Annotated in this window: 20 protein-coding genes; 12 read left to right on the forward strand and 8 right to left on the reverse strand. The window is 73.0% G+C overall.

Translation table 11 applies throughout. The features are described from left to right. The first annotated feature begins 277 nt into the window (after window positions 1–277). Window positions 278–2,119, forward strand: a complete 1,842-nt coding sequence (asnB, locus tag QSK45_RS18455; protein ID WP_285558180.1) for an asparagine synthase (glutamine-hydrolyzing) — start codon at window positions 278–280, stop codon at window positions 2,117–2,119. 4 nt (window positions 2,120–2,123) lie between these two features. On the opposite strand, the gene QSK45_RS18460 is transcribed toward asnB, so the two are convergent. Next, window positions 2,124–2,873, reverse strand: coding sequence for a DUF4232 domain-containing protein (locus QSK45_RS18460; RefSeq protein ID WP_285558182.1), 750 nt, complete (start codon window positions 2,871–2,873; stop codon window positions 2,124–2,126). A 75-nt stretch (window positions 2,874–2,948) separates the two neighbouring features. After that, window positions 2,949–4,571, reverse strand: coding sequence for an alpha/beta hydrolase (locus tag QSK45_RS18465; protein WP_285558184.1), 1,623 nt, complete (start codon window positions 4,569–4,571; stop codon window positions 2,949–2,951). 298 nt (window positions 4,572–4,869) lie between these two features. On the opposite strand from QSK45_RS18465, the gene QSK45_RS18470 reads away from it, so the two are divergent. From QSK45_RS18470 to QSK45_RS18480, 3 genes are all read left to right on the forward strand, one after another. Further along, entirely contained in the window at window positions 4,870–5,514 is a 645-nt protein-coding gene (locus QSK45_RS18470; RefSeq protein WP_285558186.1) for a chaplin, read from the forward strand. A 1,554-nt stretch (window positions 5,515–7,068) separates the two neighbouring features. Continuing rightward, a complete protein-coding gene (locus QSK45_RS18475; RefSeq protein ID WP_285558296.1) occupies window positions 7,069–7,923 on the forward strand; it encodes a GNAT family N-acetyltransferase in 855 nt (284 codons plus the stop codon). Between the two features lie 50 nt (window positions 7,924–7,973). Beyond that, window positions 7,974–8,759 carry a GNAT family N-acetyltransferase gene (locus tag QSK45_RS18480; protein WP_285558187.1) on the forward strand — a complete coding sequence of 262 codons (786 nt, stop codon included), beginning with the start codon at window positions 7,974–7,976 and terminating at the stop codon, window positions 8,757–8,759. A 7-nt stretch (window positions 8,760–8,766) separates the two neighbouring features. Here QSK45_RS18480 and QSK45_RS18485 read toward each other — a convergent pair whose 3' ends face one another. Continuing rightward, window positions 8,767–9,030: a GlsB/YeaQ/YmgE family stress response membrane protein gene (locus QSK45_RS18485; protein WP_285558188.1), complete on the reverse strand. Its 264-nt coding sequence runs from the start codon at window positions 9,028–9,030 to the stop codon at window positions 8,767–8,769. Between the two features lie 215 nt (window positions 9,031–9,245). Here QSK45_RS18485 and QSK45_RS18490 point away from each other — a divergent pair, with 215 nt between their 5' ends. Further along, on the forward strand, window positions 9,246–10,706 hold the full coding sequence (locus tag QSK45_RS18490) for a M6 family metallopeptidase (protein WP_285558189.1): 1,461 nt from the start codon (window positions 9,246–9,248) through the stop codon (window positions 10,704–10,706). Window positions 10,707–10,753: 47 nt separating this feature from the next. Here the strand turns inward: QSK45_RS18490 and QSK45_RS18495 are convergent, their stop codons facing one another. Continuing rightward, the gene (locus QSK45_RS18495; protein WP_285558190.1) at window positions 10,754–13,498 is read right to left on the reverse strand and encodes a glycoside hydrolase family 2 protein; all 2,745 of its coding nucleotides are present in this window, start codon (window positions 13,496–13,498) and stop codon (window positions 10,754–10,756) included. 174 nt (window positions 13,499–13,672) lie between these two features. Here QSK45_RS18495 and QSK45_RS18500 point away from each other — a divergent pair, with 174 nt between their 5' ends. After that, a complete protein-coding gene (locus QSK45_RS18500; protein ID WP_285558191.1) occupies window positions 13,673–15,115 on the forward strand; it encodes an APC family permease in 1,443 nt (480 codons plus the stop codon). Between the two features lie 79 nt (window positions 15,116–15,194). Beyond that, window positions 15,195–15,707, forward strand: coding sequence for a GNAT family N-acetyltransferase (locus QSK45_RS18505; RefSeq protein WP_285558192.1), 513 nt, complete (start codon window positions 15,195–15,197; stop codon window positions 15,705–15,707). A 124-nt stretch (window positions 15,708–15,831) separates the two neighbouring features. On the opposite strand, the gene QSK45_RS18510 is transcribed toward QSK45_RS18505, so the two are convergent. After that, the gene (locus QSK45_RS18510) at window positions 15,832–16,278 is read right to left on the reverse strand and encodes an SPW repeat protein (protein WP_285558193.1); all 447 of its coding nucleotides are present in this window, start codon (window positions 16,276–16,278) and stop codon (window positions 15,832–15,834) included. 180 nt (window positions 16,279–16,458) lie between these two features. Here QSK45_RS18510 and QSK45_RS18515 point away from each other — a divergent pair, with 180 nt between their 5' ends. From QSK45_RS18515 to QSK45_RS18530, 4 genes are all read left to right on the forward strand, one after another. Continuing rightward, window positions 16,459–16,995 (forward strand): HXXEE domain-containing protein, encoded by a 537-nt coding sequence (locus tag QSK45_RS18515; RefSeq protein WP_285558194.1) that lies wholly within the window; start codon window positions 16,459–16,461, stop codon window positions 16,993–16,995. 1,101 nt (window positions 16,996–18,096) lie between these two features. Beyond that, window positions 18,097–18,474, forward strand: a complete 378-nt coding sequence (locus QSK45_RS18520) for a BlaI/MecI/CopY family transcriptional regulator (RefSeq protein WP_285558195.1) — start codon at window positions 18,097–18,099, stop codon at window positions 18,472–18,474. Further along, complete coding sequence (locus QSK45_RS18525) at window positions 18,474–19,400, forward strand: M48 family metalloprotease (protein ID WP_285558196.1); 927 nt, start codon at window positions 18,474–18,476, stop codon at window positions 19,398–19,400. The genes QSK45_RS18520 and QSK45_RS18525 overlap by 1 nt, the downstream gene beginning before the upstream one ends. 162 nt (window positions 19,401–19,562) lie before the next feature. Continuing rightward, complete coding sequence (locus QSK45_RS18530; protein WP_285558197.1) at window positions 19,563–20,633, forward strand: adenosine deaminase; 1,071 nt, start codon at window positions 19,563–19,565, stop codon at window positions 20,631–20,633. Here QSK45_RS18530 and QSK45_RS18535 read toward each other — a convergent pair. Next, entirely contained in the window at window positions 20,615–21,130 is a 516-nt protein-coding gene (locus QSK45_RS18535) for a mycothiol transferase (protein ID WP_285558198.1), read from the reverse strand. The genes QSK45_RS18530 and QSK45_RS18535 overlap by 19 nt on opposite strands. A gap of 42 nt (window positions 21,131–21,172) precedes the next feature. Next, entirely contained in the window at window positions 21,173–22,072 is a 900-nt protein-coding gene (locus tag QSK45_RS18540) for a LysR family transcriptional regulator (RefSeq protein ID WP_285558200.1), read from the reverse strand. A gap of 109 nt (window positions 22,073–22,181) precedes the next feature. Here QSK45_RS18540 and QSK45_RS18545 point away from each other — a divergent pair, with 109 nt between their 5' ends. Beyond that, window positions 22,182–23,174, forward strand: a complete 993-nt coding sequence (locus QSK45_RS18545; RefSeq protein ID WP_285558201.1) for an aldo/keto reductase — start codon at window positions 22,182–22,184, stop codon at window positions 23,172–23,174. 63 nt (window positions 23,175–23,237) lie between these two features. On the opposite strand, the gene QSK45_RS18550 is transcribed toward QSK45_RS18545, so the two are convergent. Continuing rightward, on the reverse strand, window positions 23,238–23,621 hold the full coding sequence (locus QSK45_RS18550; RefSeq protein WP_285558202.1) for a nuclear transport factor 2 family protein: 384 nt from the start codon (window positions 23,619–23,621) through the stop codon (window positions 23,238–23,240). Between the last annotated feature and the right edge of the window lie 310 nt (window positions 23,622–23,931).

Raw genomic sequence — 23,931 nt, forward strand, 5'->3', positions numbered from 1 at the left:
GCGAACACCGCTTGGGGAGGTTTTTGCCCGTGGCCTGTTCCTGACGCCTCAGGCGTGCCGGCGTCGTGGTTCCTGCATTTCGCGGAGGCAAAACGCGGCCGAAAGCATCGGGCGGCCGGTTGCGGGTGTGTTACGGCCGCGTTGACCGGCGCCGGGTCCTGACGGACGCTCGTCATATAGGTGCTCGATACAACTGATTCGTCGGCCGGTCCGCGCTCCTCGCGAAAGCCAAGGTGGGAGCGGGAAGCGGCAGCCGGCCGAAGGCAGGAGGCAGCGCATGTGCGGCATCACCGGATGGGTCTCCTACGACCGTGACCTGACCGCCGAGGCCACCACATTGCATGCGATGACCGAGACGATGGCCTGCCGCGGCCCGGACGACTGCGGCACCTGGGCGGAGGGCCCGGCCGCCCTGGGACACCGCCGGCTGGCCATCATCGACCTGCCCGGCGGCCGCCAGCCGATGTCCCTCGACACCCCCGAGGGCACCGTCGCGCTGGTCTACTCCGGGGAGACGTACAACTTCACCGAGCTGCGCCGCGAACTGACCGGCCGCGGCCACCGGTTCACCACCGACTCCGACACCGAGGTGGTCCTGCACGCCTACGTCGAGTGGGGCGACACGGTCGCCGAACGCCTCAACGGCATGTACGCGTTCGCCGTCTGGGACGGCCGCCACGACAAGCTCGTGATGATCCGCGACCGCATGGGGATCAAGCCGTTCTACTACCACCGCACGCCCGACGGCGTCCTGTTCGGCTCCGAGCCCAAGGCGATCCTCGCCAACCCGCTGGCCCGCTCCCGCGTGACCCTCGACGGCCTGCGCGAACTGCTCGTGATGATCAAGACCCCCGGACACGCCGTCTGGGACGGCATGCGCGAGGTCGAGCCCGGCACCGTCGTCACCGTCGAGCGCACCGGCCTGTCCACCCGCGCCTACTGGCGCCTTCGGACCCGCCCGCACGAGGACGACCGCGACACCACCATCGCCACCGTGCGCACCCTCCTCGACGACATCGTGCGCCGCCAGCTCGTCGCGGACGTGCCCCGCTGCACCCTGCTCTCCGGCGGCCTCGACTCCTCCGCCATGACCGCGATCGCCGCCCGCCAACTCGCCGAACAGGACGAGACGGTGCGCTCCTTCGCCGTCGACTTCGCCGGCCAGACCGAGAACTTCGTCGCCGACGAGCTGCGCGGCACCCCCGACACCCCCTTCGTGCACGACGTCGCCCGGCTCGCCGGCACCGACCACCAGGACATCGTGCTCGACGCCCGGTCCCTCGCGGACCCCGCCGTGCGCGAGCACGTCATCCGGGCCCGCGACCTGCCGACCGGCTTCGGCGACATGGACGCGTCGCTGCTGCTGCTCTTCCGCGCCATCCGGCAGAAGTCGACGGTGGCCCTGTCCGGCGAGTCCGCGGACGAGGTCTTCGGCGGCTACCGCCAGTTCTTCGACGAGGAGGCACGCGGCGCGGACACCTTCCCCTGGCTGGTGAGCTTCGGCCGCCACTTCGGCGACGACAGCGACGTCCTGCGCCCCGACCTGGTGAAGAACCTCGATCTGGACGGGTACATCGCCGACAGCTACCGCACGGCCGTCGCGGGCATCGAACGCCTCGCGGGCGAAAGCGACTTCGAGTACCGGATGCGGCAGATCTGCCATCTGCACCTGACCCGGTTCGTGCGCATCCTGCTCGACCGCAAGGACCGGATGAGCATGGCCACCGGCCTGGAGGTGCGGGTGCCGTTCTGCGACCACCGCCTGGTCGAGTACGTGTACAACACCCCCTGGTCCCTGAAGTCCTTCGACGGCCGGGAGAAGAGCCTGCTGCGCGAGGCCGCCAGGGACGTCCTGCCGCGGTCCGTGTACGACAGGGTCAAGAGCCCCTATCCGTCCACGCAGGACCCGCGGTACGCCACCGCCCTCCAGGAACAGGCCAAGGACCTGCTCGCCCGGCCCTCGCACCGCGTCTTCGACCTGGTGGACCGGGACCGCGTGCGGCGGGCCGCCGAACGCGAGGCGCCGATCAGCGGCCAGGCGGCACGGCGCGGCCTGGAACGCACCCTGGACCTCGCGCAGTGGCTGGACCTGTACTCGCCCGAACTCGTCCTCGGCTGAGCGCTCAGCCCGGCGACCGGGTCCCTCCGGCCGGGCTCGGGGCCGTCGGGGCCGGACCGGTCGGGCTCGGGGCGGACGGCGTGGCCGGGGTCGGGCTCGTCGGGGCGGCCGGGGTCGGTGTGGCCGGGCTCGGACTCTGCCTGGTCGGCGTCGGCGTCGGCGTCGGCGTCGGCTTCGGGGTCGGGGTCGGGGTCGGGGTCGGCGTCGGGGTCGGCGTCGGCCGGGCTCCCGCGCGCAGTCCCAGCGCCCGGTCCGCGGCCGCCGCCGAGGGCTGCCACCACGTCGTCACCGGCTCCCACACCGACACCCGGGCACCGGTGCCGAGCCGCGCGGGGGAGAAGACCCGGCCCCAGCGGCCCGCCCAGTCGCCGACGGTGACCGAGACCGCCCGGCGGGCCTGCGGGTCCGACGGGCGGACGATGGTGCGCACATCGGCATGCGCGGTCGCACCCGCCGCGAGCCGCAGCCGGCCCGTGCCGTTCTCCGGTACCGGCAGGGCCGCCCCGTCCAGGCCGCCGAAGGTCACCAACGGCACCCGGGCGATGGCACAGGGCCGCCCGCTGACGTTGGTGACGCTGACCCGCACCACCGTGGGCCGGTTCGGCACGGTGGCCGCGTGGAGCCTCAGCTCACCCTGGACACAGGGGGCCGCCGGTGGGGCCTCGGGAACCGCCTGTCCGGGCGGCGCGGACAGCAGGAGGGCCGCTACGGCGGCCGAGGCGGCGGGTACGGCGATGGCGGCGCGGATGCGCATGATGGTGTCCCTCCGTCACGGTCACGGACGCCTGCCGGCGGCCGGTCCCTACGTCGGTCGATGTGGTCCGGGGTCTCAGTCGATGCGGTTCGGGATGGCGCTCCACTCCTTCCCGTCCGCCGGGCAGGAGCTGCCGTTCGCGGGCAGGGAGCCGTTGAGCAGGAACTCGTCCACCAGGCGGTGCACACACACGGAGGAGCCGTACCCGGTGTGCCCGTCGCCCTTGTTGTCGAGCACGACCGCCGACGGGCCGAGCCGCTCCGCGGTCTGCACCGCCCACGGGTACGGCGTCGCGGGGTCGCCGCGGGTGCCCACGAGCAGCATCCGGGCGGTGTCGACGTCCTTCACCCGGGTGCGGATGAAATCGGTGCCCCTGGGGCGGCCGTAGCACATCAGCACCTGGGTGAGCCGGTAGCGGCCGAAGACCGGGGACGCCTGGTCGTACGCGGCTCGCAGCCGCCCCAGGTCCTCGGTGATCCGGGCGGCGGAGGGCCGGTCGGGGTCGTCCGCGCAGTTGATGGCCAGCAGGGCGGCCTGGAGGTTGTCGGCCGGGATGTCCTGGGGGTCCACCAGGCCGCTGTGCCCGGCGGCGCGCCGGACGCGGGTCGGCCCGGCACCCCCGGCGGCGAAGCCCATGACGCCCCGCGGATCGCCGTCCTGCGCCAGCCGGCCCAGCGCCCGTTCCAGCGACGGCCACAAGTCCCTGCTGTAGAGGGCCTGCACGATGGCGGCCACCAGGTCCTGCCCGGAGAAGGGATCCCCGCCCTCCGTCGTGACCGGCCGCCGATCCAGCGCGCGCACCAGGCCGACCACCGCCTCGCCGGCCGTGCTCCGGTCCTGCCCGAACGGGCAGCCGGCCCCCGTCACACACCAGTCCAGGAAGTCGTCCAGCGCGGTCTGCTGACCCCGCGCGCCCGCGATCCCCTGCTCGGCGAGCGACTCGGTCAGGGTGTCCACGCCGTCCAGCGCCATCCGGCCGACGCGGTGCGGGAACTGCGCCGCGTACACCGCCCCGAGCCGCGTCCCGTAGGAGAAACCGAGGTAGTTGAGCTTCTCGTCGCCGAGGGCCTGGCGGATCACGTCCAGGTCCCGGGCCGCGTTCACGGTCCCCACGTACGGCAGCACGTCACCGGAGCTGCGCGCGCACGCGTCGGCGCTCCGCTTCAACTGCCGCAGCAGGGCCTGGGGATGGCCGAGGTCGGCGTCCGCGCCGGTGACGGCCGCGGCCTGGTCGCCACCGCCGCCGCAGCTGACGGGGGAGGAGCGGCCGACGCCGCGCGGGTCGAAGGTGACCACGTCGTAGCCGTTGGCCAGCCCGACGAACTGCGCCGCGTCGTACGTCAGTTCGCTGACGCCCGCGCCGCCGGGGCCGCCGAAGTTCAGCAGCACCGACTGATGGGACCCGCCGGTGCCGCGGATGCGGGCCAGCGCGAGGTCGAGGGTGCCGGTGGCGGGGCGGGCGTAGTCGAGCGGGACCGTCACCTTGCCGCACTGGAGTCCCTTCGGCGTGCCCGGTCCCGCGCAGGCGCCCCAGGCCACCTCCTGCCGGTAGAACCGGGACAGGTCGGGGCCGGCCGGTGCGGAGGAGGCCGCCGCGGCCCCGCGCACCGGCAGCGCGGAGCCGAGCAGCGCCAGGGCGAGGACTCCGGTACCCGCACAGCGCCGCACCGCGGACCGCGTGCACAGCTTGGCCAGCATCGATCGCCTCCCGGGGCGCCCGCAGCGGACCGGGACGGCGCCCTTCCGCTCACCATAAGTGGGCCCCGTGCGGCCCGCCTCCGGGCGAGCGGAACCCCCTGAGGTGCCGTATATTCCGCGCCCGCTTGGCGATCATTCGTCATCCTTACAAGCTGTTCATCGCCCCTGCCACTCGATGGGGTGAAAGCCGGATAGGCCATAACTCTGATGGTTCGCCCGCGTTTTACGGGATGCGGGTGAGTGCCCGCGAACTTGTCTGGAAGGCAGGGAACCAATGAGACGGGCTACCCGAAACGGTGTGATCGCGGCCGTCGCCGCCTCCGGCGCGATGGCCCTGGCGTGGCCGGTGTCCGCCGCGTTCGCGGCCGACGGCGCGAGTGCCGACGGCGTCGCGGCCGGCTCGCCCGGACTGATCTCCGGCAACGGCATCCAACTGCCGGTGGACGTCCCGGTGAACGTGTGCGGCAACACGGTCGACGTGGTCGGCCTGCTCAACCCGGCCGCGGGCAACGCCTGCGGGAACGGGGCGGGCGCCGGAGGAGGCGGAGCGGCCTCCTCCGGCGGGGCCACGGCCCACGGCGGCGCCCAGCACTCCCCGGGGGTGATCTCGGGCAACGCCGTCCAGCTCCCCGTCGACCTGCCGGTGAACATCAGCGGCAACAGCGTCGACGTGGTGGGCGTGGGCAACCCGGTCACGGGCAACACCTCCGTCAACGGAGGCGGGATCCCGAGCCACCCCGTCGCGCCCGCCCCGCAGCCGCCGACGCCGGTCAAGGCCCACCCGGCCGCGCCGCACACCCCGCGCCCCGCCCCCGAGCCGGTCGGTGCCTCCCTGGCCCACACCGGCACCGACCTGACCGCCCCCGCGGCGGTCGGCAGCGCGGCGCTGCTGCTCACGGGCAGCATCCTCTACCGCCGCTTCCGCCCGACCCGCACGTACTGACCCCCCAACCGTGTCCAGGCCTCCACCGGCCACCGGGCCCCCACCGTCCAGCTGTCGACGGACGCCGGCCCGGTGGAGCCTCGCGACGCCCCCCGCCCAGCGGCGGCCCGCCCTCCCCGGCTCCGCGTACCCGCCCCCCCCCGCGCAGCGCGCGACGGCGGCCGAGCGTCCGTCCGGCCGCGGCCCTCTGTGCCCATCGGCGCTGCCCTGAACGCCCCAGTGGCCTCTCGGCTGCCGGCTCTGCGGACTCGAAAACGCTCTCGTGGTGGCTTGACCGTCCGGCTTTGCGGCTCCGAACCCTGCCCAGCGGCGGCTCGACCGCCCGGCTCCGCGGGCCGAGCCCCACCCAGCCGTGGCCCGAGCGTGCCCTGGCCGCTCTGGACTGCGGACGCGACAGCGGGGACCAGGGCGTGGCGACGCCCGAACGCCCGCCCGGCAGCGGCCCGAGCACCCGCGCAGTGCCCCCCGAACGCCCGCCCGGGGGCGGCTCCGAACCCTGCCCAGCGGCGGCTCGACCGCCCCGCCCAGCGGACCGGAATCCGGCTGGCGGCGGCCCGCCCTGCGGGCTCGGCGCCACGCGGCCGTCGCCCGAGCGCCTGTCCGGCCGTGGTCCGGCAGTTACCTAGCGGTGGCCGGATTGCCCTGCTGGGTGGATCGGGAGTACGGCTGGCGGTGGCTCTCTTCGGTGCTGTGGACTCGGGGCTGCGCGGCCGTTGCCCGAGCGCCTGTCCGGCTGCGGTTCGGCGGTTACCCAGGGGTGGCCGGATTGCCCTGCTGGGTGGATCGGGAGTACGGCTGGCGGTGGCTCTCTTCGGTGCTGTGGACTCGGGGCTGCGCGGCCGTCGCCCGAGCGCCTGTCCGGCTGCGGTCCGGCAGTCACCCAGCGGCGGCCCGACCGCCCCGCCCAGCGCCCCCACCGCCCCGCCCAGCGGATCCGAACGCCCGGCCGACGGGGGCGATCCGCACCGCACGGCGGCGCCCCAACACCCTCGCGGGAGCGGGAAGCACAGTGGCCCGGTGACGGACCGCATCCGGCGGCGGTGGCGCGCACTGCCCCCCTGGGACCAGGGACTCCTCGCCGTCTCCATCGGAGGCTTCGTCGAGGGCACCGCCTCGCACGCCGGCGACCTCGCGCGGCACGGACGGCACGCCTACTCCGCCTTCGCACCCCCGCTCCAGGTGTTCGTCAGCGCGCTGACCGTCCTCGATCCCCTGGTCGCGATCCTGCCGCTGTACGTACGCCCGGCGGGCGTCCCGCTCGCGGCGCTCGTGATGACGGCGGACGCGCTCGGCAACTGGTGCGCGAACTGGGCCTGGCTGCAGGCCGACCGGTCCCGCCTGCTGCGCCCGGTGGGGATGCTCCCCATCACCCTCTTCGCCCTCTTCGTCCTCTTCGTCGTCGCCTCGGCCGTCCCGCTCGCCCGTGCGCTGCACACCCGCGGCCGGTGCCGGTCGGCTGATCCTCCCGTGGCACAAAGGCCGTTGATCCGCGAGGATGCTGCCGACACGGGCCGTGCGCACGGCGGCCGGCCCCCGACGCAACGGAGCGCACCGATGACTTCTCCCGCCCCCCACGACCTCGTCGTCACCCGGGCCGGTCTCGCCGACTGGCCGGTGATCAGCGGGTGGGCGGCGGCGGAGGGCTGGAACCCCGGGCTGTCCGACGGGCCCGCGTTCTTCGCCCAGGACCCCGAGGGCTTCTTCCTCGGCCGGATCGACGGGGAACCGGTCTCGGCCATCTCCGTCGTCAACCACGGCGCGGACTACGCCTTCCTCGGCTGTTACCTCGTCCGCCCCGACCTGCGCGGCCACGGCCACGGCCTCACCACCTGGAAGACCGCCCTGGCCCACGCCGGAACCCGCACCGTCGGCCTCGACGGAGTCGTCGCCCAGCAGGACAACTACCGCCAGTCCGGCTTCCGTTCGGCCTACCGCACCATCCGGTTCACCGGCACCGCCCCCGAGGCGGAGACCCCCGGGGGGACCCGCCCGGCCGGCCCCGCCGACCTCGCCGCGATCACCGCCTACGACAGCGCCTGCCACCCCGCCGACCGCCCCCGCTTCCTCGCCGAGTGGCTCACCGCCCCGGGCCACCGCACCGTCGTACGCCACGAGGACGGCCGCCTCACCGGGTACGGTGTCATCCGCCCCGGCCGCGACAGCCTGCGGATCGGCCCGCTCTTCGCGGACACCGCGGAGGACGCCCGCGCCCTGTTCGCCGCGCTGGCCGGCCAGGCCGCCGGCCGTGAACTCGCCATCGACGTGCCCGAACCCAACGCCGCCGGCACCGCCCTCGTTGAGGCCGCCGGTCTCGCCCCCTCCTTCGAGACGGCCCGCATGTACACCGGCCCGGTCCGCGCGTACGCCCAGGACCGCGTCTTCGGCGTCACCACCCTCGAACTGGGCTGACCGCGCAATTCCGTTGCCGCCCCCGGTCTCACGTGATCGGGTGGGCCGCCATGGAGAAGAACGAGATCCTCGCCCTGTACGACCGTGACCTGCGCGAGCACGCCGCACCCGACGGCCCCGGCGCCCGTGTCGAGCGCGTCGGGGCGGTGGTACGGCAGACCGCGCCCCCGCACGGCTGGAACGGGGTGCTCTGGTCCGGTCTGGACGCCGCGGACGCGGACGCGGCGATCCAGGAGCAGATCGCCCACTTCACCGCCCTCGGCACCGACTTCGAGTGGAAGCACCACAGCCACGACCGGCCCCCCGCCCTCGGCGCCCGGCTCCTCGCGGCCGGGTTCCGGGCCGAGCCGGCCGAGACACTGATGATCGGCGAGATCGACCGGCTCGACCTGGACGCCCGGCTCCCCGAAGGAGTCCGGCTGATGGAGGCCACCGACGCGGCCGGGGTCGACCTCGTCGTCGACACGCACGAGAGGGCCTTCGGCACCGACGGCTCCCACCTGCGCCACCGACTGCGCGCCCGACTTGCCGCCGATCCCGGCACGGTGGTCGCCGTCGTCGCGCTGGCCGGGTCCGAACCCGTCAGCGCGGCCCGGATGGAACTCGTGTCCGGCACCCCGTTCGCCGGTCTGTGGGGCGGCGGCACCGTCGAGGGGTGGCGGGGCCGGGGCCTGTACCGCGCCCTCGTGGCCCATCGCGCCCGCGTCGCCGCCGCCCGCGGCTTCCGCTACCTCCAGGTCGACGCGTTGCCCACGAGCCGCCCCGTCCTGGAACGCCTGGGCTTCCTCCCGATGACCGTCACGACGCCGTACCTGTACGAGATCAAAGAGAACTGACGCACCGTCAACGACGCGACACGGCCCGGTCGAGTGCGCTGATCCCCACCGCCGCCAGGGCGATCTGGACGAGCCACTCGATCCAGTCGGGCCCCTTGGTGTCCGCGACCCCGAGCCTCGCGGCGATCGCGGAGCCGATCAGCGCGGCCACGATGCCGACGACGATGGTCCATAGAATCCCGATGTGCTGGCGCCCCGGCACGACCAGTCGGCCCAGCACACCGATGACGAGGCCGATGACAACGGCGCTGACGAGGCCCGAGATCTCCATCTTCACCCCTCCGCATACCTGTCCCGTCCCTGGCGTCTGCCCCCTGTGAGCGGAGTCACTCCGCTCCGTTTATTGCCGGGACTTTCTGTTCATCGGCCCTTCATGCCATGTACCTTTCAAGCCATCGACGCGTGTAGAACCCTCAAGCACGTTCTACGCGCGCAGATTTGGCGCCGTAACTGTTCTCCCCACACCCCACAACGGAGGTTCGTCGGATGCTCGGATCGATGAGATCCCGACGCAGACTCACCACCGCACTCGCCGGTTTCGGCATGCTCCTCACGGGAGCCGCCGTCCAGGTCGGTGCGAGCGCCCCCGCACAGGCGGCGACCACTCACCGCGTCCTGTTCGACAACGCACACGCCGAGACGGCCGGCAACGCCGACTGGGTCATCTCCACCAGCCAGCCCGATCCGCTCGCCCAGAACCCCTCCCCGTCGGCCGAGACGGACTGGACGGGCGCGCTGTCCTCCTGGGGTGTGGCGCTGCAGAAGACCGGCAGCTACAGCCTGAAGACGCTGCCCTCGGGCCAGAGCCTCACCTACGGCGGCTCGTCCGCGCAGGACCTGTCGAACTTCGACACGCTGGTCCTGCCGGAGCCCAACACGCTGTTCACGACCGCCGAGAAGACGGCGATCATGAACTTCGTGAAGAACGGCGGCGGTCTGTTCATGATCTCCGACCACACCGGTGCCGACCGGAACAACGACGGCTACGACGCGGTCGAGATCCTGAACGACCTGATGACGAACAACGGTGTCGACAACACCGACCCGTTCGGCTTCTCGATCGACTCGCTCAACATCACCTCCGACTACCCGGCGGCGATCAGCGACAGCACCGACCCGGTGCTGAACGGGTCCTTCGGCAAGGTCACCAAGAGCCTGATCGCCAACGGTACGACCGCCACCCTCAAGCCCTCCGACAACTCCTCCGTCAAGGGCCTGGTCTACCGCACCGGTTACTCCGGGAACACCGGTGCCTTCTTCCTGACCAGCACCTTCGGCAGCGGCCGCGTCGCGTTCTGGGGTGACAGCTCCCCGATCGACGACGGCACCGGCAGCTCCGGCAACACCCTGTACGACGGCTGGAACGACACCGGCGCCACCAACGCGCCGCTCGCCCTGAACGCCACCGCGTGGCTCGCCGGTGACGGCACCACCAGCGGGGGCGGCGGCACCGGCGGTGGCGGCACCGGCACCTGCACGGCGGCCCAGCTCCTCGGCAACAACGGCTTCGAGTCGGGCAGCACCGTCTGGGGCGGCACCAGCGGCGTCATCACCAACTCCACCAGCGAGGCGGCCCATTCGGGCTCCTACTACGCCTGGCTCGACGGCTACGGCACCGCCACCACCGACACGCTGTCCCAGTCGGTGACCGTCCCGACGGGCTGCACCTCGGCCAAGCTCAGCTTCTACCTGCACGTCGACACGGCCGAGACCTCGACCAGCACCGCCTACGACACCCTCAAGGTGCAGGTGCTGAACAGCTCCGGCACGGTCCTCGGCACCCTGGCGACGTACTCGAACCTCAACGCCGCCTCCGGGTACACCCAGCGCAGCTTCGACCTCAGCAGCTACGCGGGGCAGACCATCACCCTGAAGTTCACCGGCACCGAGGGCTCCAAGTACCAGACGTCGTTCGTTCTCGACGACGCCGCGCTCAACGTCAGCTGAGCCACCGAACGCGAGGGGGGTGGGTCCGGCGGGGCCCACCCCCCTCGTCATGTCGCGGGCACGGTCCGCTCCGGCGTGTTCCACCCGGAGACCCGCACGCGCGGGGCCGCGCCGTGCAGGTCGGCCGTCCGGTAGACGGCGGTCAGCGTCACCGACTCGCCCGGCCACAGGCCCACCTCGTTGTCCGACCAGCGCACCGGCAGGACCGGCGCCCCGCGCCCGTCCACCAGGTGCACGTCCGTCAGCAGCGAGGGCGTCAGCCCGTCCGTGGTGTTCCGCAGCGTCACGGTCGTGGTCGAGGTGCCGGCGACCGACCGTGTGGTGGCCGTCGCCGCCACCGGGACCCGCGCCATCGAGGCCAGTCCGGTGAGGTCGGCGTATCCGGTCGTCGGCGTGTACCACCAGGTGGTGCGCTGCCAGTCGAGGACGTCGGGTTCGTCGGACAGCCAGTACACGTTCCGGCTCACCTCCCGGCCCGCCGCGTCGCTGAGCACCAGCCGCAGCAGACGGGTCCCCGACAGGCCCGCCACCGACGACGGCAGGATCAGCGGCGTCGAGTGCGCCCCGTCCCCGGGGACCGACACCCCGGTGACCGTTCGGTCGTAGCGCGGCGAGCCGTCGGTGTCGTAGAGGGTGGCCCGCGCGGTGAGGTCCTGCTCGGCCGTGTGCCGGTTGTTCACCACCGCGACCGATCGGTCGTCGTACGAATACTGGATGTGCAGCGGCTCGTTGGCCTTCTTCGCGCCGAAGTAGGCGCCGCCCTGGTCGAGGTAACGGTCGGTCAGCTGCCAGTGCAGTGACGTCCAGCCGCTGTTGAACATCCAGTGGACGACCCCGGTGGCGGGATCGGTGCGGTCGGTCGCGTTGCGACCGTACGCCTCGAACTGGGCCCGCACGTTCTCGTACTGGGCCAGCTGCGCCTTGCGCACGTAGTCGGTGAGTCCGGTGGGGGCGCCGTAGCGGGCGGCGAGGGCCTCGTCGTAGAGCGAGAGCGTGCCGAAGGTGTCGGACGGGGAGCGGTGGTACTGCCTGGCCTTCGGGTCCTGCCAGAGGGTGTCGAGTTCGGCCGGGGTGAGCATCCGGTGCAGGGTGTCCAGGGTGGGGATGCTCGGGCCCGCGCTGGTCTCGGAGTTGAAGCCGGTCGCGCCGCCCTCGCGCTTGGCGTACCAGTAGTTCGGTGGCACCCAGTCGTAGGGCCCCGTCATCTTCATCCCCGAACGGCCCAGCCGCGGCGATGATTTGTCGGATGCGGCGGGGACCACCGGGAGGTCCCAGTCGGCGGCCCGCAGCGCGTCCAGGTAGTTCTTCTCGATCCTCGCGTCGGGCGCGAAGTCGCTGCCGATCAGGAAGGAGATGACGCTCGGGTGGTCCCGCAGCCGGGCGGCCTCGGCGGCCATGGACGCCTTGGCCACCGGATAGTCGGCCGGGGCCCACCTCTCCCCGTTCTCCGTGCCGTTGACCTGGCCCTCCCACTTGTCGCAGCACTCCCAGCCCGGCAGCGTGAGCACACCGAGCCGGTCGGCCAGCCCGAAGAACTCGTCCGGCTCCAAGTGGCCTTCCAGGCGCAGGGTGTTCAGGCCGAGGTCGACGGCGTACCGCAGCCGGTCCTCCGCGTAGACGCGGTCCCAGCGCAGGAACTCGTCCGGCGACCAGCCGCCGCCCTTGATCAGCAGCGGGCGGCCGTTGATCCCGTACTGGCGGGCCCCGGCGGAGTTCAGCGGCGCCCGGACGTCACGGATGCCGAAGTCCTGGTGCGCGGTGTCCGAGGTGGTACCGGACACGCGCGCGGTGAGGTCGAGGGCGTACAGCGGCTGTCCGCCCATCCCCGCGGGCCACCACACCTTCGGCGCGGTGAGGTGCAGACCCGGCGCGTCGGCGGGGGAGAAGGCGACGGTCCTCGTCTCGTGCGCGGCGAGCCGGATCGTCCTGCGCAGACGCGTGCCGCCGACGGAACCGGTGATCTCCGCGGTGACCGCCGTGCCCGAGTCGTTGCGGACCCGGGCCCGCACCGTCAGGTCGGCGGCCGAGAGGGACGGCACGGCCAGTTTCGTCACCACGTGTGCGTCGCGCAGCGCCACCGGGCCGCCCCGGCGCACCAGGACGTCACGGACGATGCCCATGTTCCGGTCGGGCGGCGGCTGGAGCCAGTCCAGCCAGCCGGTGGTCAGGTCCTTGCTCGGCTCGTTGGGCCGCACGCGGAAGGCGACCGTGTTGACGCCGGGCCGGACCAGGGCGGTGACGTCCAGTTCGTGGTGCGTGTAGGCGCCGGTCACGTCCCGCGCGGTGGCCACCTGGTGGCCGTTGACGTAGACGTCGGCCGCCGAGACGACGCCGCTGAAGTCGAGGAGGGTGCGCCGCGTGGTGTCGGCGACGGTGAAGTCGGAGCGGTACCACCACGGCACCTCGAAGTCCGCCTTCGGGATCTTCGCCAGGTTGGTCGAGCGGAAGGGGTCGTCGTACACCCCGGCGGCGAGCAGCGCGGCCAGGACCGTGGAGCGCGGGCCGGCCGGGTACCAGCCGCGCGCCGGGTAACCGGGCGAGGACACGGCGGCGGGGGAGTCGCCCACCTTGGCCGTGGACTGGACGGCGTATCCGGCGAGCGGGGTGGTGGCACCGGCGGCCGAGGACACGTGGGTGATCCGGGCGGCGGCCGGCTTCAGCGCCGCGACCGGGCTGAGCGGCGGAGTGCGGGCGTGGGGGTCGGCCCAGGCTCCGGTGGTGAGGGAGCCCACCAGGGCGAGGAGGCCGGTGGCCGTGGCGAGCCTCAGGCCGGGGGCGGGACGAGGGAACACAGACGGTCTCCAGGCTCGTAAAGTTAGGAAACTTTACTAACCGGGCTTAAGCTAGGTCGCCGTCCCAGGACTGTCAACGACCTTCGCCGCAGCGTCCGCTGAATGTCCGTCAACCGCTTTCTGCCGGCGCTCGGATTCTCGTAGGGTTCCCTCCCGACGCCCCCAGGAGTCCCCATGTCCGGTAGCCCGCCGCCTCCGGGCGGCTTCGTCCGCCGGGTCGGGCTGTTCCAGGCCACGGCCATCAACATGAGCCAGATGTGCGGCATCGGCCCGTTCGTCACCATCCCGCTGATGGTCACCGCGTTCGGCGGCCCGCAGGCGGTCGTCGGGTTCGTCGCGGGTGCCGTACTGGCGCTGTGCGACGGGCTGGTCTGGGCCGAACTCGGTGCCGCGCTGCCCGGCTCCGGCGGCAGCTACGTCTATCTGCGCCAGGCATTCCAGCACCGCACCGGCAGGCTGATGCCGTTCCTGTTCGTGTGGACGGCGATGCTCTTCGTGCCGCTGATCATGTCCACGGGCGTGGTCGGCTTCGTCCAGTACCTCGGCTATCTCGTCCCCGGCCTCGGCGGCACGGCCGGCGACCTGACCGGCCTCGGCGTCATCGCCCTGGTCGTGTTCCTGCTGTGGCGCGGCATCGAGCACATCGCGCGGATCACCGCCGTGATGTGGGCCGTGATGATCGCCTCGGTGGTCCTGGTGATCACCGCGGCGGCCACGGACTTCAGTCCGCGGCTGGCCTTCACCTACCCGGCGGGCGCGTTCGACCTGGCGGACGGCCACTTCTGGACCGGCTTCGCCGCGGGCCTGACCATCGGGATCTACGACTACCTCGGCTACAACACCACCGCCTACATGGGCGCCGAGATCAAGGACCCGGGCCGCGTCCTGCCGCGCTCCGTCCTCTTCTCGATCCTCGGCATCATGGCGATCTACCTGCTGCTCCAGATCGGCACGCTCGGCGTCGTCGACTGGCACCGCATGAGCGACCCCGGCGACGTCGCGTCCACCTCCGTGGCCTCCGCGGTCCTGGAGCGCACCTGGGGCAGGGGCGCCGCCGACACCGTCACCGTGCTCATCCTGATCACCGCGTTCGCCTCCGTGTTCACGGGCCTGCTGGGCGGCTCCCGGGTGCCGTACGACGCCGCGCGCGACCGGGTCTTCTTCCGGCCGTACGCCAGGCTGCACCCCCGGCACCGCTTCCCGACGCTGGGCCTGGCGACCATGGGCGTGATCACCGCGGCCGGCTTCCTCGTCGGCCGGCACACCGATCTCGCGACCCTCATCCAGCTGCTCACCACGGTGATGGTGATCGTGCAGGCGCTCGCCCAGATCGTCGCCCTGACGGTGCTGCGCGCCCGGCAGCCCGCCCTGCGCCGCCCGTACCGCATGTGGCTCTACCCGCTGCCGTCCCTGGTGGCCTTCGTCGGCTGGTGCGTGATCTACGGCTACGCCGACCGCGGCTCACCGGGCCGCCACCCCATCGAATGGTCCCTGGCCTGGCTGGCCCTCGGCTGCGCGGCGTTCCTGGTCTGGGCCCGGCTGGAGAGGGCGTGGCCGTTCGGGGAGAAGGAGACGGGCGAGGAGCGGCCGGCCGGGCTGGACCCCGAGACGGTCTGACCCTCGGGGGGCTATGATCCACGCAGCGTGCACGAGCCTCCCCGGCCCGGACCCGAGTCCGCCGGGGAGGCTTTCGGTCATGACCGAGAACATGACCGCGGACGTCCGTGTCCGCCCCGCGACCCCCGAGGACCGGCCCGCCGTGGAGCGGCTGTGGCTGATGTTCCGCCACGACATGTCCGAGTACCAGGGCGGGCTGCCCGCCGCCGACGGCACGTTCCGCAGCGAGCGCGTCGAGTCCGCGTTCACCGCGCCCGGATGGGCGCCGTACCTGCTGACCTGCGGAGCCGGCCTCGCCGGGCTCGCGTTCGTGCGGGGGCTCGACGGGTCCGTGCGGGTGCTCAACAGTTTCTTCGTGGCGCGGGGGGTGCGGCGCGCGGGAGTCGGGCTGCGGGCCGCGGTGGAGGTGCTGCGGCGGCATCCCGGGCGCTGGGAGATCGCGTACCAGCGGGGCAACGCGGGGGCGGAGGCGTTCTGGCACCGGGTCGCGGAGGAGGTCGCGCCGGGTGACTGGGGCTGTGCGGAACGGGCGGTGCCGGGGCGGCCCTCGCTGCCTCCGGACCTGTGGCTGAGCTTCACCGTGCGCCGCTGAGACGGTGGGAGGGCCGGTTCGCACTCGGCGGACCGGCCCTCCGTCGTTCTTCCTTCCGTGTTCGTCTTCCCTTTCTCGACGTTCCGCTCCTTCCTCGTGTCGTCCGGGTGTGCTTCCTTCCCCGCTAGGGCCTGGGAGTGCTCTTCGCCGCCGACGCGGCCGACGCGGCACAGACGAGTCCGAGGAAGAGGGCGAGCGCGCCGATGACGACGTTGTTGGCGATCACTCCGGCGTCCGGGGCGCTGCCCACGATCCACGGAGCGATGATCATCCAGACGCCCAACGCGCACATCGCCCAGCTGAGGCCGTACATCCGCTCGGGGGCCCTGGTGAATCCCAGTGCCAGCAGGCCTATCGCGATGCCCATGATCAGGTTGTGCGTCATGAGCGCCGGCTGGCTCGTCGTGTAGTGCAGGATCCAGGGCGATGCCGCGCAGTACAGGCCGACCAGGAACACCGGCCCGTCCACGAGCGCCACATCACGACCGCCGAGCATGCGGGCGTAGCGTTCCCGCATTTCGGGGACATCGGGGTGGGTCGACATATCACCCCTGTGCCAGACGTTGGCCATGACTTTCGTCTCCTTCGAATGTGCAGGCCAGACCGCTTCAGGATGCGGTGTTCAACGAGCGCCGCAGTTCCCATTTTGCGCTTGTTCGAGGTTTATGTGTAGCGGTGGGAGTCTTTGTCATGCATGGCGCTGAATCGAGGTCGGTGGCGCGGTCAATCGGGCCTGCCAGACTGTCTGTTCATGACAGACGCATCGCGGAAGGTGGAGGCGACGGTCACGCTCGGGCTGCTGGCCGCGTGGGCCGTCCATGACGCGGAGGAGATGCTCATGGTGCCGCGCTGGACGCGGAGCCGGGTGCCCGCGCTGCGGGACCGGTTCCCCAAGGTGCCCGAGGCGGTGTGGCGGGGGCTGGGGTCCGTGGACCGAGAGGAGTTCGCCACCGCGGTCGCGGCGATGGCCGTCGTCGTGGGACTGACGGCGGGGGAGGGGCTGCGCACGGGCGGGCGCTCCGCCGTGTACCAGACGGCACTGGACGCCTTCGGCCTGCACGGCCTGGTTCATCTGGCCCAGGCGGCGGTCGTGCGGGGGTACACGCCGGGGTCCGTGACGACACCGGTGGTGGTGCTGCCGTTCACGGTGTGGGCGCGTTCCCGGCTGCGGGCTGCCGGGGTGCTGCGTCCCGTCCGGGCACGGGACCTGGTCGGGGCCCTGGGCCTCGCCGCGGTGGCCACGGCCGGCGCGCATGCCCTCTCGCGTGGTCTGCGGCGCGGCCGCTGAACATCCGATCCGTCACGACGGAGTCGCGGCCCACGGCTCGCAAGGGCTGGTACGACCCTCGGTCGAACCGCTCTTCGGATGGCGACGACGTGCCGTCGAAAGAGGTGTTCGGGGGGAGGCGGCGGGCCTGGACTGGGCGGACGGCGAGTGGCGCGACATCGACCAGGGCCGGGGCGGGAAGCTGACCCTCACGCGCCGCACCGGCGGCGTGCCGCCCGCTGGCCGCAGGTCCGCTGGACTCGGTGGGGCAGGGCGGCCGCCAGGGCCCGTCCGGGAACCGAACGGGCAGCCGTCTGCGCCACCGTGATCGATGCCGCCCGGCAGGTCACGGGTCGGCGGCGCGGCGCCGCTGACTGAAGAACGCGCGCCTGCTTCGGCCCGTCGCCGGTCCCGCGGGGTACGTTCCTCGGGCTCGTTGCCGCTGCCCCGGGGAGGCGGCACGGGGAGGCTACCGCTCATGGCCGGACCCGGGAGGCGTGGGATCCGAGCGTCGGTCGGGCGTGCGGTCCCGGGACATCCGCGACCGGGGCACCCCGGGGAGCGGAACCGCGCCGTCCCCCTGGCGGAGCACGCCGGCGCGGGCACCTCGGCGCGGTCCGGGCGACGCCCGCACGGTCGGAGACGTCGGCCGGGACCGCGCATCCGGTGGGGGAACCGGCCGACCCCGCCCACGCGGGCCGCCACGTCCTCGTCGGCGACATGCCGGCCTGCCGTGCACGGCCGGACGGTATCGCCCGCGCGAGGGCACCGCCGTCCCGGCCCGCAGGGCCGCTGCGCACCGCGCGGGAGACCGCCACGTGGCCGCCTCGCCCGGCACGTCCAGGCTCCGCGACGGCACCGAGCCGCTCTCGGGGCACACGCGGCGCCGAGCGGCACCGTGGGTCTCGGTGCCGCGTCTCCCGGCGCTCGACGCCGCACCGCGCCGCCCGAGGCGTCCGCCCGCTCGTCGGCCGGGCCCACGCCCGGCAAGAGTGCCGCCAGGTGGGTGACACGCCGTACCGCGGCCCCCGCCTCCGAGGGGAGGGACGACTCGCGCGGCCGTATGACTACCATCGTGTAGACGGTCCGCACGCGGACGACGAGGAGGGTGAGGACGTTTCCATGACCGACGGCAAGGACGAACGCCGGCCGGCCGGTGAACTAGAGGCGAGCGTCATGGCCGCGCTCTGGGCCGCCGACGGGCCCCGGACCCCCGGACAGGTCCAGGCGAGCCTGGGCGCGGACCTGGCGCGCACGACGGTGACCACGATCCTCAGCCGCCTGCACGACAAGGGCGTCGTCGACCGGCAGCGCCGGGGCCGCGGCTTCGTGTACTTCCCCGTCCAGGAGGTCCAGGACGCCCACGGCCTCACCGCCCGCCGGATGCACAGCGAGCTGGACCGGGACAGCGACCGCGAGACCGTGCTCGCCCGCTTCGTCGCCCAGCTCAACCCGGAGGACGAACGCGTCCTGCGGGATCTGCTGGAATCCGACGGCTGATGACCGCTCTGCTCCTGCTGCCCCTGCTGCTGCCGTGCGCGCTGCCGGCGCTGGCCCGGCGGGCTCTCGCCAGGCTGGCCCCGGCCGCCGCGCTGTGGGCCGTCACGGCCTGCGCGGTGATCCTCGCCGGGTGCTCGCTCGCCGCGCTCGGCGCCTTCGTGCTGATCGGGTTGCTGAAGCTGCCGCTCTTCGCCGCGTTCGGCGAGTTCATCCACCCGCTGCACACCGCCTCCGCCGCGATCGTGGTGCCGGCCGCCGCCACCTCCGTCGGCGTCCTCGCCGTCTGCTGCTGGACCCTCGTCCGTTCGGTGCTGCGCCAGGGACGGGCCTTCCGCGCGGCCCACACCGAGGCGGGGAGCGGCCCCGCCGCCGGTGATCTGTGCGTGGTGGACTCGCCCCGCCCCGACGCCTACGCGCTGCCCGGCCGCCCGCACCGCATCGTCGTCACGACCGCGATGCTGCGCAGCCTGGACGGGCCCGAGCGGGAGGTCCTGTTCGCGCACGAGCGGGCGCACAACGAGGGCGGGCACCACTACTTCCTGGCCGCCGCGGAACTCGCGGCGCACTGCCATCCCGCGCTGCGGCCGGTCCGTGCGGCCATCCGGCTCGCGGCGGAGCGGGCCGCCGACGAGGCCGCGGCCGCGCATGTGGGTGACCGTCGGCTGACCGCGCGGGCCATCGCACGGGCGGCCCTCGCCGGGCACGCGTCCGCCACCCCGCGGCCCGACTTCGCGGCCGCGGCGACCACCGGACCGGTCCCTCAGCGGGTGCGGGCGCTGCTGGAGGCGCCCGGCGGGCCCCGCGCCGGCCGCCTCGTCGCCGCGCTGCTCATCGCCTGCACGGCTCTGTCCGGGGCGACGACCGCCGCCGGACTGGTGGACTTCCACCACCGGGTGGAGGTGGCCCAGGGCGACGAAGCGCCCTGAACCGACGCGCCCCTCGTCCCGTCGCGAGACCCCTTCACCCCCCTCGGCAACGCGCGTAGACAAGCATCCGGTTTTACGTATAACCTCACCGGCTAACCCATCCCGTCGGCACCGTCGGCCGCCTGATCGACCCCGGTACAACCTGCTGAGGAACGCCCTGCCATGACCGCCCCCCGCATCGACACCGACACCCTGCGCCGCCTCCCCAAGGCCGTGCTGCACGACCACCTCGACGGCGGTCTGCGCCCCGCCACCCTCGTGGAGCTGGCCGCCGAGGTCGGGCACGAACTGCCCACCACGGACCCGGACGAGCTGGCCGCCTGGTACGTCGAGGCCGCCAACTCCGGTGACCTGGTGCGCTACATCGCCACCTTCGAGCACACCCTCGCCGTGATGCAGACCCGCGAGGGCCTGCTGCGCACCGCCGAGGAGTACGTGCTGGACCTCGCCGCCGACGGTGTCGTCTACGGCGAGGTGCGCTACGCCCCCGAGCTGAACACCCGGGGCGGGCTGAGCCTCCCCGAGGTCGTGGAGAGCGTGCAGGAGGGCCTGGCCGCCGGTATGGCGAAGGCGGCCGCCGCGGGCACCCCGGTGCGTGTCGGCACCCTGCTGTGCGGCATGCGGATGTTCGACCGCGTCGCCGAGGCGGCCGACCTCGCCGTGGCCTACCGGGACGCCGGGGTCGTCGGCTTCGACATCGCCGGCGCCGAGGACGGCTTCCCGGCCGCCGACCACCTGGGCGCCTTCGAGTACCTGCGCCGCGAGAGCGTGCCCTTCACCATCCACGCCGGCGAGGCGTACGGCCTGCCCAGCATCCACCAGGCGGTCCAGGTGTGCGGCGCCCAGCGCATCGGCCACGGCGTCCGCCTGACCGAGGACATCGTGGACGGCAAGCTCGGCCGTCTCGCGTCCTGGGTGCGCGACCGTCGCATCGCCCTGGAGATGTGCCCCACCTCCAACCTCCAGACCGGCTGCGCCGCCTCGATCGCCGGGCACCCGATCACCGAGCTGAAGGACCTCGGCTTCCGGGTCACCCTGAACACCGACAACCGCCTGGTGTCGGGGACGACGATGACCCGGGAGATGGCGCTGCTGGTCGAGGAGGCCGGCTGGGGCGTGGAGGACCTGCGGGCGGTCACGGTGAACGCGGTCAAGAGCGCGTTCATCCCGTTCGACGAGCGCAAGGCGCTCATCGAGGACGTGATCCTGCCCGGCTACGCCGCCGTGCTCTGAACCAGCCCCTTGAGGTAGGCGGCCTGTCCGATGTGCTGGAGATCGTCGGACAGGACGCTCACCAGGCGCACGCCCAATGTGACCGGCGGGTCCCAGCGCTCGTCCACGACGGTTTCGAGGTCCTTGGCGGCCAGCGAGCGCAGCGCGCCGAGCGTCTGCTCGTGCACGGCGTCGTAGTACCCGGCCAGCAGGTCGGCGCTTTCGACCCGGACCTTCGCGACCTTGGCCGGGCTGTGCCCGTACCCGGTGTCCTGCCGGGGCAGGTCGAGGCCGAAACGCTTCTCCCAGCCGTCGGAGAGCCACACCTGGTCCAGGCCGAAGGCGTCGGCGATGTGGTCGTCCTGCACCCGTGCGAGGTGCCAGACCAGCCAGGCGATGGTGTTGGCGCCGGGGGCCGGGCGGTGGTGCAGCGCGTCCGGTCCGAGGCCGTCGAGGGTGTCGTGGACTTCTTCCCGGATGCGGCCGTAGCCGTCGATGAGGATGTCCTTCGCATGCATACCGTCCACCATCACAGAACGAGGGCGTGCACGCGCCCGGAATCACGAGAACCGGGGTGCCAGGTCCTCCGATGCCAGAAGGGTGACGAGGGCGCGGGCCGCGGGGCTGGTGGACCGCTCGGGCGGCAGCAGCGCCACCGTCTCGTACGCGGCCTCCTGCGTGCCCTTCAGGGGGAGCGCGGTCAGCGTGGGCCGCTTGTGCCGGAAGTGCCGCGGCACGACGGCGACGCCCAGGTTCTCGTCCACCAGGTCCAGCAGTGTGTGGACGTCGTTGACCTCCAGCGCGACCGTGCGCCGCACGTCCGCCGCGGCGAAGGCGGCGTCGGTGGCGCGGCGCGGGCCCCAGTCCGGGTGGAAGTCCACGAAGACCTCACCGGCGAGGTCGTCCGGGCGGAGCAGCGCCTCGGCCGAGGCGAGCCGGTGGCGCGGGTGGCACAGCACGGTCATCGGCTCGCTGGTCAGCGACACCGAGCGCAGTTGGTCGCCGTCGGCCCTGGTGCGGTACGCGAAGGCCAGGTCGAGCCGTCCCGCCGCGACCTCCTCGGCCAGCGCGCCCGAGCCCGCCTGGCGCAGCCGGATCTCCACGTCGGGGTGCGCGCCCCTGAAGGCCGCGAGCAGCCGGGCCACGTGCACTCCGGCGATGCACTGCTCGGTGCCCAGCGCCAGCGTGCCGCGCAGCACGCCCTGCACCGCCGCCACCGCCTCGTGCGCGGCGCGCACCTGCGCGAGGACCCGCTCGGCCTCCACCAGCAGCGCCCGCCCCGCCTCGGTCAGCGTCACCCGTCGCGTGGTGCGCACGAACAACGGCGCGCGCAGTTCCCGTTCCAGCGCCCGGATGGAGGCGGACAGGCCCGACTGGGACACCATCAGACGTTCCGCGGCCCGGGTGAAGTGCTGGTCCTCGGCGACCGCGACGAAGTGCCGGAGATGGCGCAGTTCCATGATTGAGCAGCCTAACCGCTCAATTCCATCCGATTCTCCCGTTGGACCGCCGGCCGCCGCCCGGGGAATCCTGGACCGTCAGATCCCGTGCCGACCCTCAGGAGCCGTGTTGTACACCGCATCCCCCGACCGTTACGCCGAGATGTCCTACCGGCGCACCGGACGCAGCGGCCTCGAACTCCCCGCGCTGTCGCTCGGACTGTGGCACAACTTCGGTCCCGACCGCCCCGCGGAGACCCAGCGCGCCATCCTGCGCCGCGCCCTCGACCTCGGCGTCACCCACTTCGACCTGGCCAACAACTACGGCCCGCCGCCCGGTGCCGCCGAGTCCGCGTTCGGCGCCGCCCTCGCCACGGACCTCGCGCCGTACCGCGACGAGCTGGTCGTCTCGACCAAGGCCGGCTACCGCATGTGGCCCGGTCCGTACGGCGAATGGGGCTCGCGCAAGTACCTGCTCGCCTCGCTCGACCAGAGCCTGAAGCGGATGGGCCTGGAGTACGTCGACATCTTCTACTCGCACCGCCCCGACCCGGACACTCCGCTGGAGGAGACGATGGGCGCCCTGCACACGGCGGTCCGACAGGGCAAGGCGCTCTACGTCGGCGTCTCCAACTACTCCGCCGAGCAGACCCGGGAGGCCGCCCGCGTCCTCGGCGAACTCGGCACCCCGCTGCTCGTCCACCAGCCGCGCTACTCGATGCTCGACCGGCGCCCCGAGGACGAGGGCCTGCTCGACGCCCTGGACGAACTCCGGGTGGGCTCCGTCGTCTACTCCCCGCTGGAGCAGGGCCTGCTCACCGGCCGCTATCTGGAGGGCGTCCCGGAGGGCTCCCGCGCCGCGAGCGACAGCCCCTTCCTGAAGCCCGAGGCCGTCACCGAGGACCTCGTCGGGCGGCTGCGCGCCCTGCGGGACGTCGCCGCCTCCCGCGGCCAGAGCCTCGCCCAGCTCGCCCTGGCCTGGGTGCTGCGCGGGGGCAGGGTCACCTCCGCCCTGGTCGGCGCGAGCAGCGTCCGGCAGCTGGAGGACAGCGTCGGCGCCCTGCGCAGCCCGGACTTCGACGCGGAGGAACTGAAGCGGATCGACGCGATCGTACGCTCGTAGGACCGCCTCGCCCGGGTGGTGCCCAGTGCGGGGCACCACCCGGGCTGCTTCGCGGCGCCGGGCTCAGGCCCCCGCCGGCACCCGGTCCAGGAACCCCAGCACCTGGCGGATGCGGCCCTCCCCGTCCAGCGTGACCACGTCGAACCCGGCGACCGGCGCCGAGCCGTCGGCCTCGTTCACCAGCTCCCAGCCGAAGCGCGCGGTGTCGTGGTGCCCGTCCACCGCGCCGAGCGGGCGGAAGACGAACCCGGGGAACTGCTCGTGGGCCGCGGCGATCACGGCCGCCACGCCCTCGTGCCCGCGGACGTCGGCGAGCGGGTCGGTGTAGGAGCCGTCCGCGGCCCAGGCGGCGGCGACCGCCTTGCGCAGCGCCTCGGGCTCGGTGGCGTTCCAGGCCTCGAGGTAACGGGCGGCGGCGGTCTCGTAGCGTTCGGTGTTCACGGACATGGTGAATCAGCCTCCATCGAGGTCGTCTGTGCTGGTCGGCACCCGGGTCGAGGTCTCGCCGACCCGGTGGCATCACCATGCCCGAGGCCCGCCCAGTGCGTCGATTACCTCCGGGGTCATGCCCGGACCCCCTCGCGGAACCCCCTCATCTCGACCAAAAAGGGTGGGGAATATGCCAACAGAGTGGCCGGAAAGTCGTGGTGACAGTGTTTCGGCAGTGGCGATACTCGAACATCGAGGGGCACTTCACCGCACAGAGCCGCACGGAGAGCGAGGTCCGCCCGGTACACCCGGGCGGGGCGACGGGGGA

It is taken from the genome of Streptomyces hygroscopicus subsp. hygroscopicus, from assembly GCF_030269125.1.
GTDB lineage: Bacteria > Actinomycetota > Actinomycetes > Streptomycetales > Streptomycetaceae > Streptomyces > Streptomyces hygroscopicus_C.

Bases quoted from the DNA above. Each gene is read 5' to 3' on its own strand.
- asnB (WP_285558180.1), top strand. From the start codon at position 278: ATGTGCGGCATCACCGGATGGGTCTCCTACGACCGTGACCTGACCGCC.
- QSK45_RS18460 (WP_285558182.1), bottom strand. From the start codon at position 2,873: ATGCGCATCCGCGCCGCCATCGCCGTACCCGCCGCCTCGGCCGCCGTA.
- QSK45_RS18465 (WP_285558184.1), bottom strand. From the start codon at position 4,571: ATGCTGGCCAAGCTGTGCACGCGGTCCGCGGTGCGGCGCTGTGCGGGT.
- QSK45_RS18475 (WP_285558296.1), top strand. From the start codon at position 7,069: ATGACTTCTCCCGCCCCCCACGACCTCGTCGTCACCCGGGCCGGTCTC.
- QSK45_RS18480 (WP_285558187.1), top strand. From the start codon at position 7,974: ATGGAGAAGAACGAGATCCTCGCCCTGTACGACCGTGACCTGCGCGAG.
- QSK45_RS18485 (WP_285558188.1), bottom strand. From the start codon at position 9,030: ATGGAGATCTCGGGCCTCGTCAGCGCCGTTGTCATCGGCCTCGTCATC.
- QSK45_RS18490 (WP_285558189.1), top strand. From the start codon at position 9,246: ATGCTCGGATCGATGAGATCCCGACGCAGACTCACCACCGCACTCGCC.
- QSK45_RS18500 (WP_285558191.1), top strand. From the start codon at position 13,673: ATGTCCGGTAGCCCGCCGCCTCCGGGCGGCTTCGTCCGCCGGGTCGGG.
- QSK45_RS18505 (WP_285558192.1), top strand. From the start codon at position 15,195: ATGACCGAGAACATGACCGCGGACGTCCGTGTCCGCCCCGCGACCCCC.
- QSK45_RS18510 (WP_285558193.1), bottom strand. From the start codon at position 16,278: ATGGCCAACGTCTGGCACAGGGGTGATATGTCGACCCACCCCGATGTC.
- QSK45_RS18515 (WP_285558194.1), top strand. From the start codon at position 16,459: ATGACAGACGCATCGCGGAAGGTGGAGGCGACGGTCACGCTCGGGCTG.
- QSK45_RS18520 (WP_285558195.1), top strand. From the start codon at position 18,097: ATGACCGACGGCAAGGACGAACGCCGGCCGGCCGGTGAACTAGAGGCG.
- QSK45_RS18525 (WP_285558196.1), top strand. From the start codon at position 18,474: ATGACCGCTCTGCTCCTGCTGCCCCTGCTGCTGCCGTGCGCGCTGCCG.
- QSK45_RS18530 (WP_285558197.1), top strand. From the start codon at position 19,563: ATGACCGCCCCCCGCATCGACACCGACACCCTGCGCCGCCTCCCCAAG.
- QSK45_RS18535 (WP_285558198.1), bottom strand. From the start codon at position 21,130: ATGCATGCGAAGGACATCCTCATCGACGGCTACGGCCGCATCCGGGAA.
- QSK45_RS18540 (WP_285558200.1), bottom strand. From the start codon at position 22,072: ATGGAACTGCGCCATCTCCGGCACTTCGTCGCGGTCGCCGAGGACCAG.
- QSK45_RS18550 (WP_285558202.1), bottom strand. From the start codon at position 23,621: ATGTCCGTGAACACCGAACGCTACGAGACCGCCGCCGCCCGTTACCTC.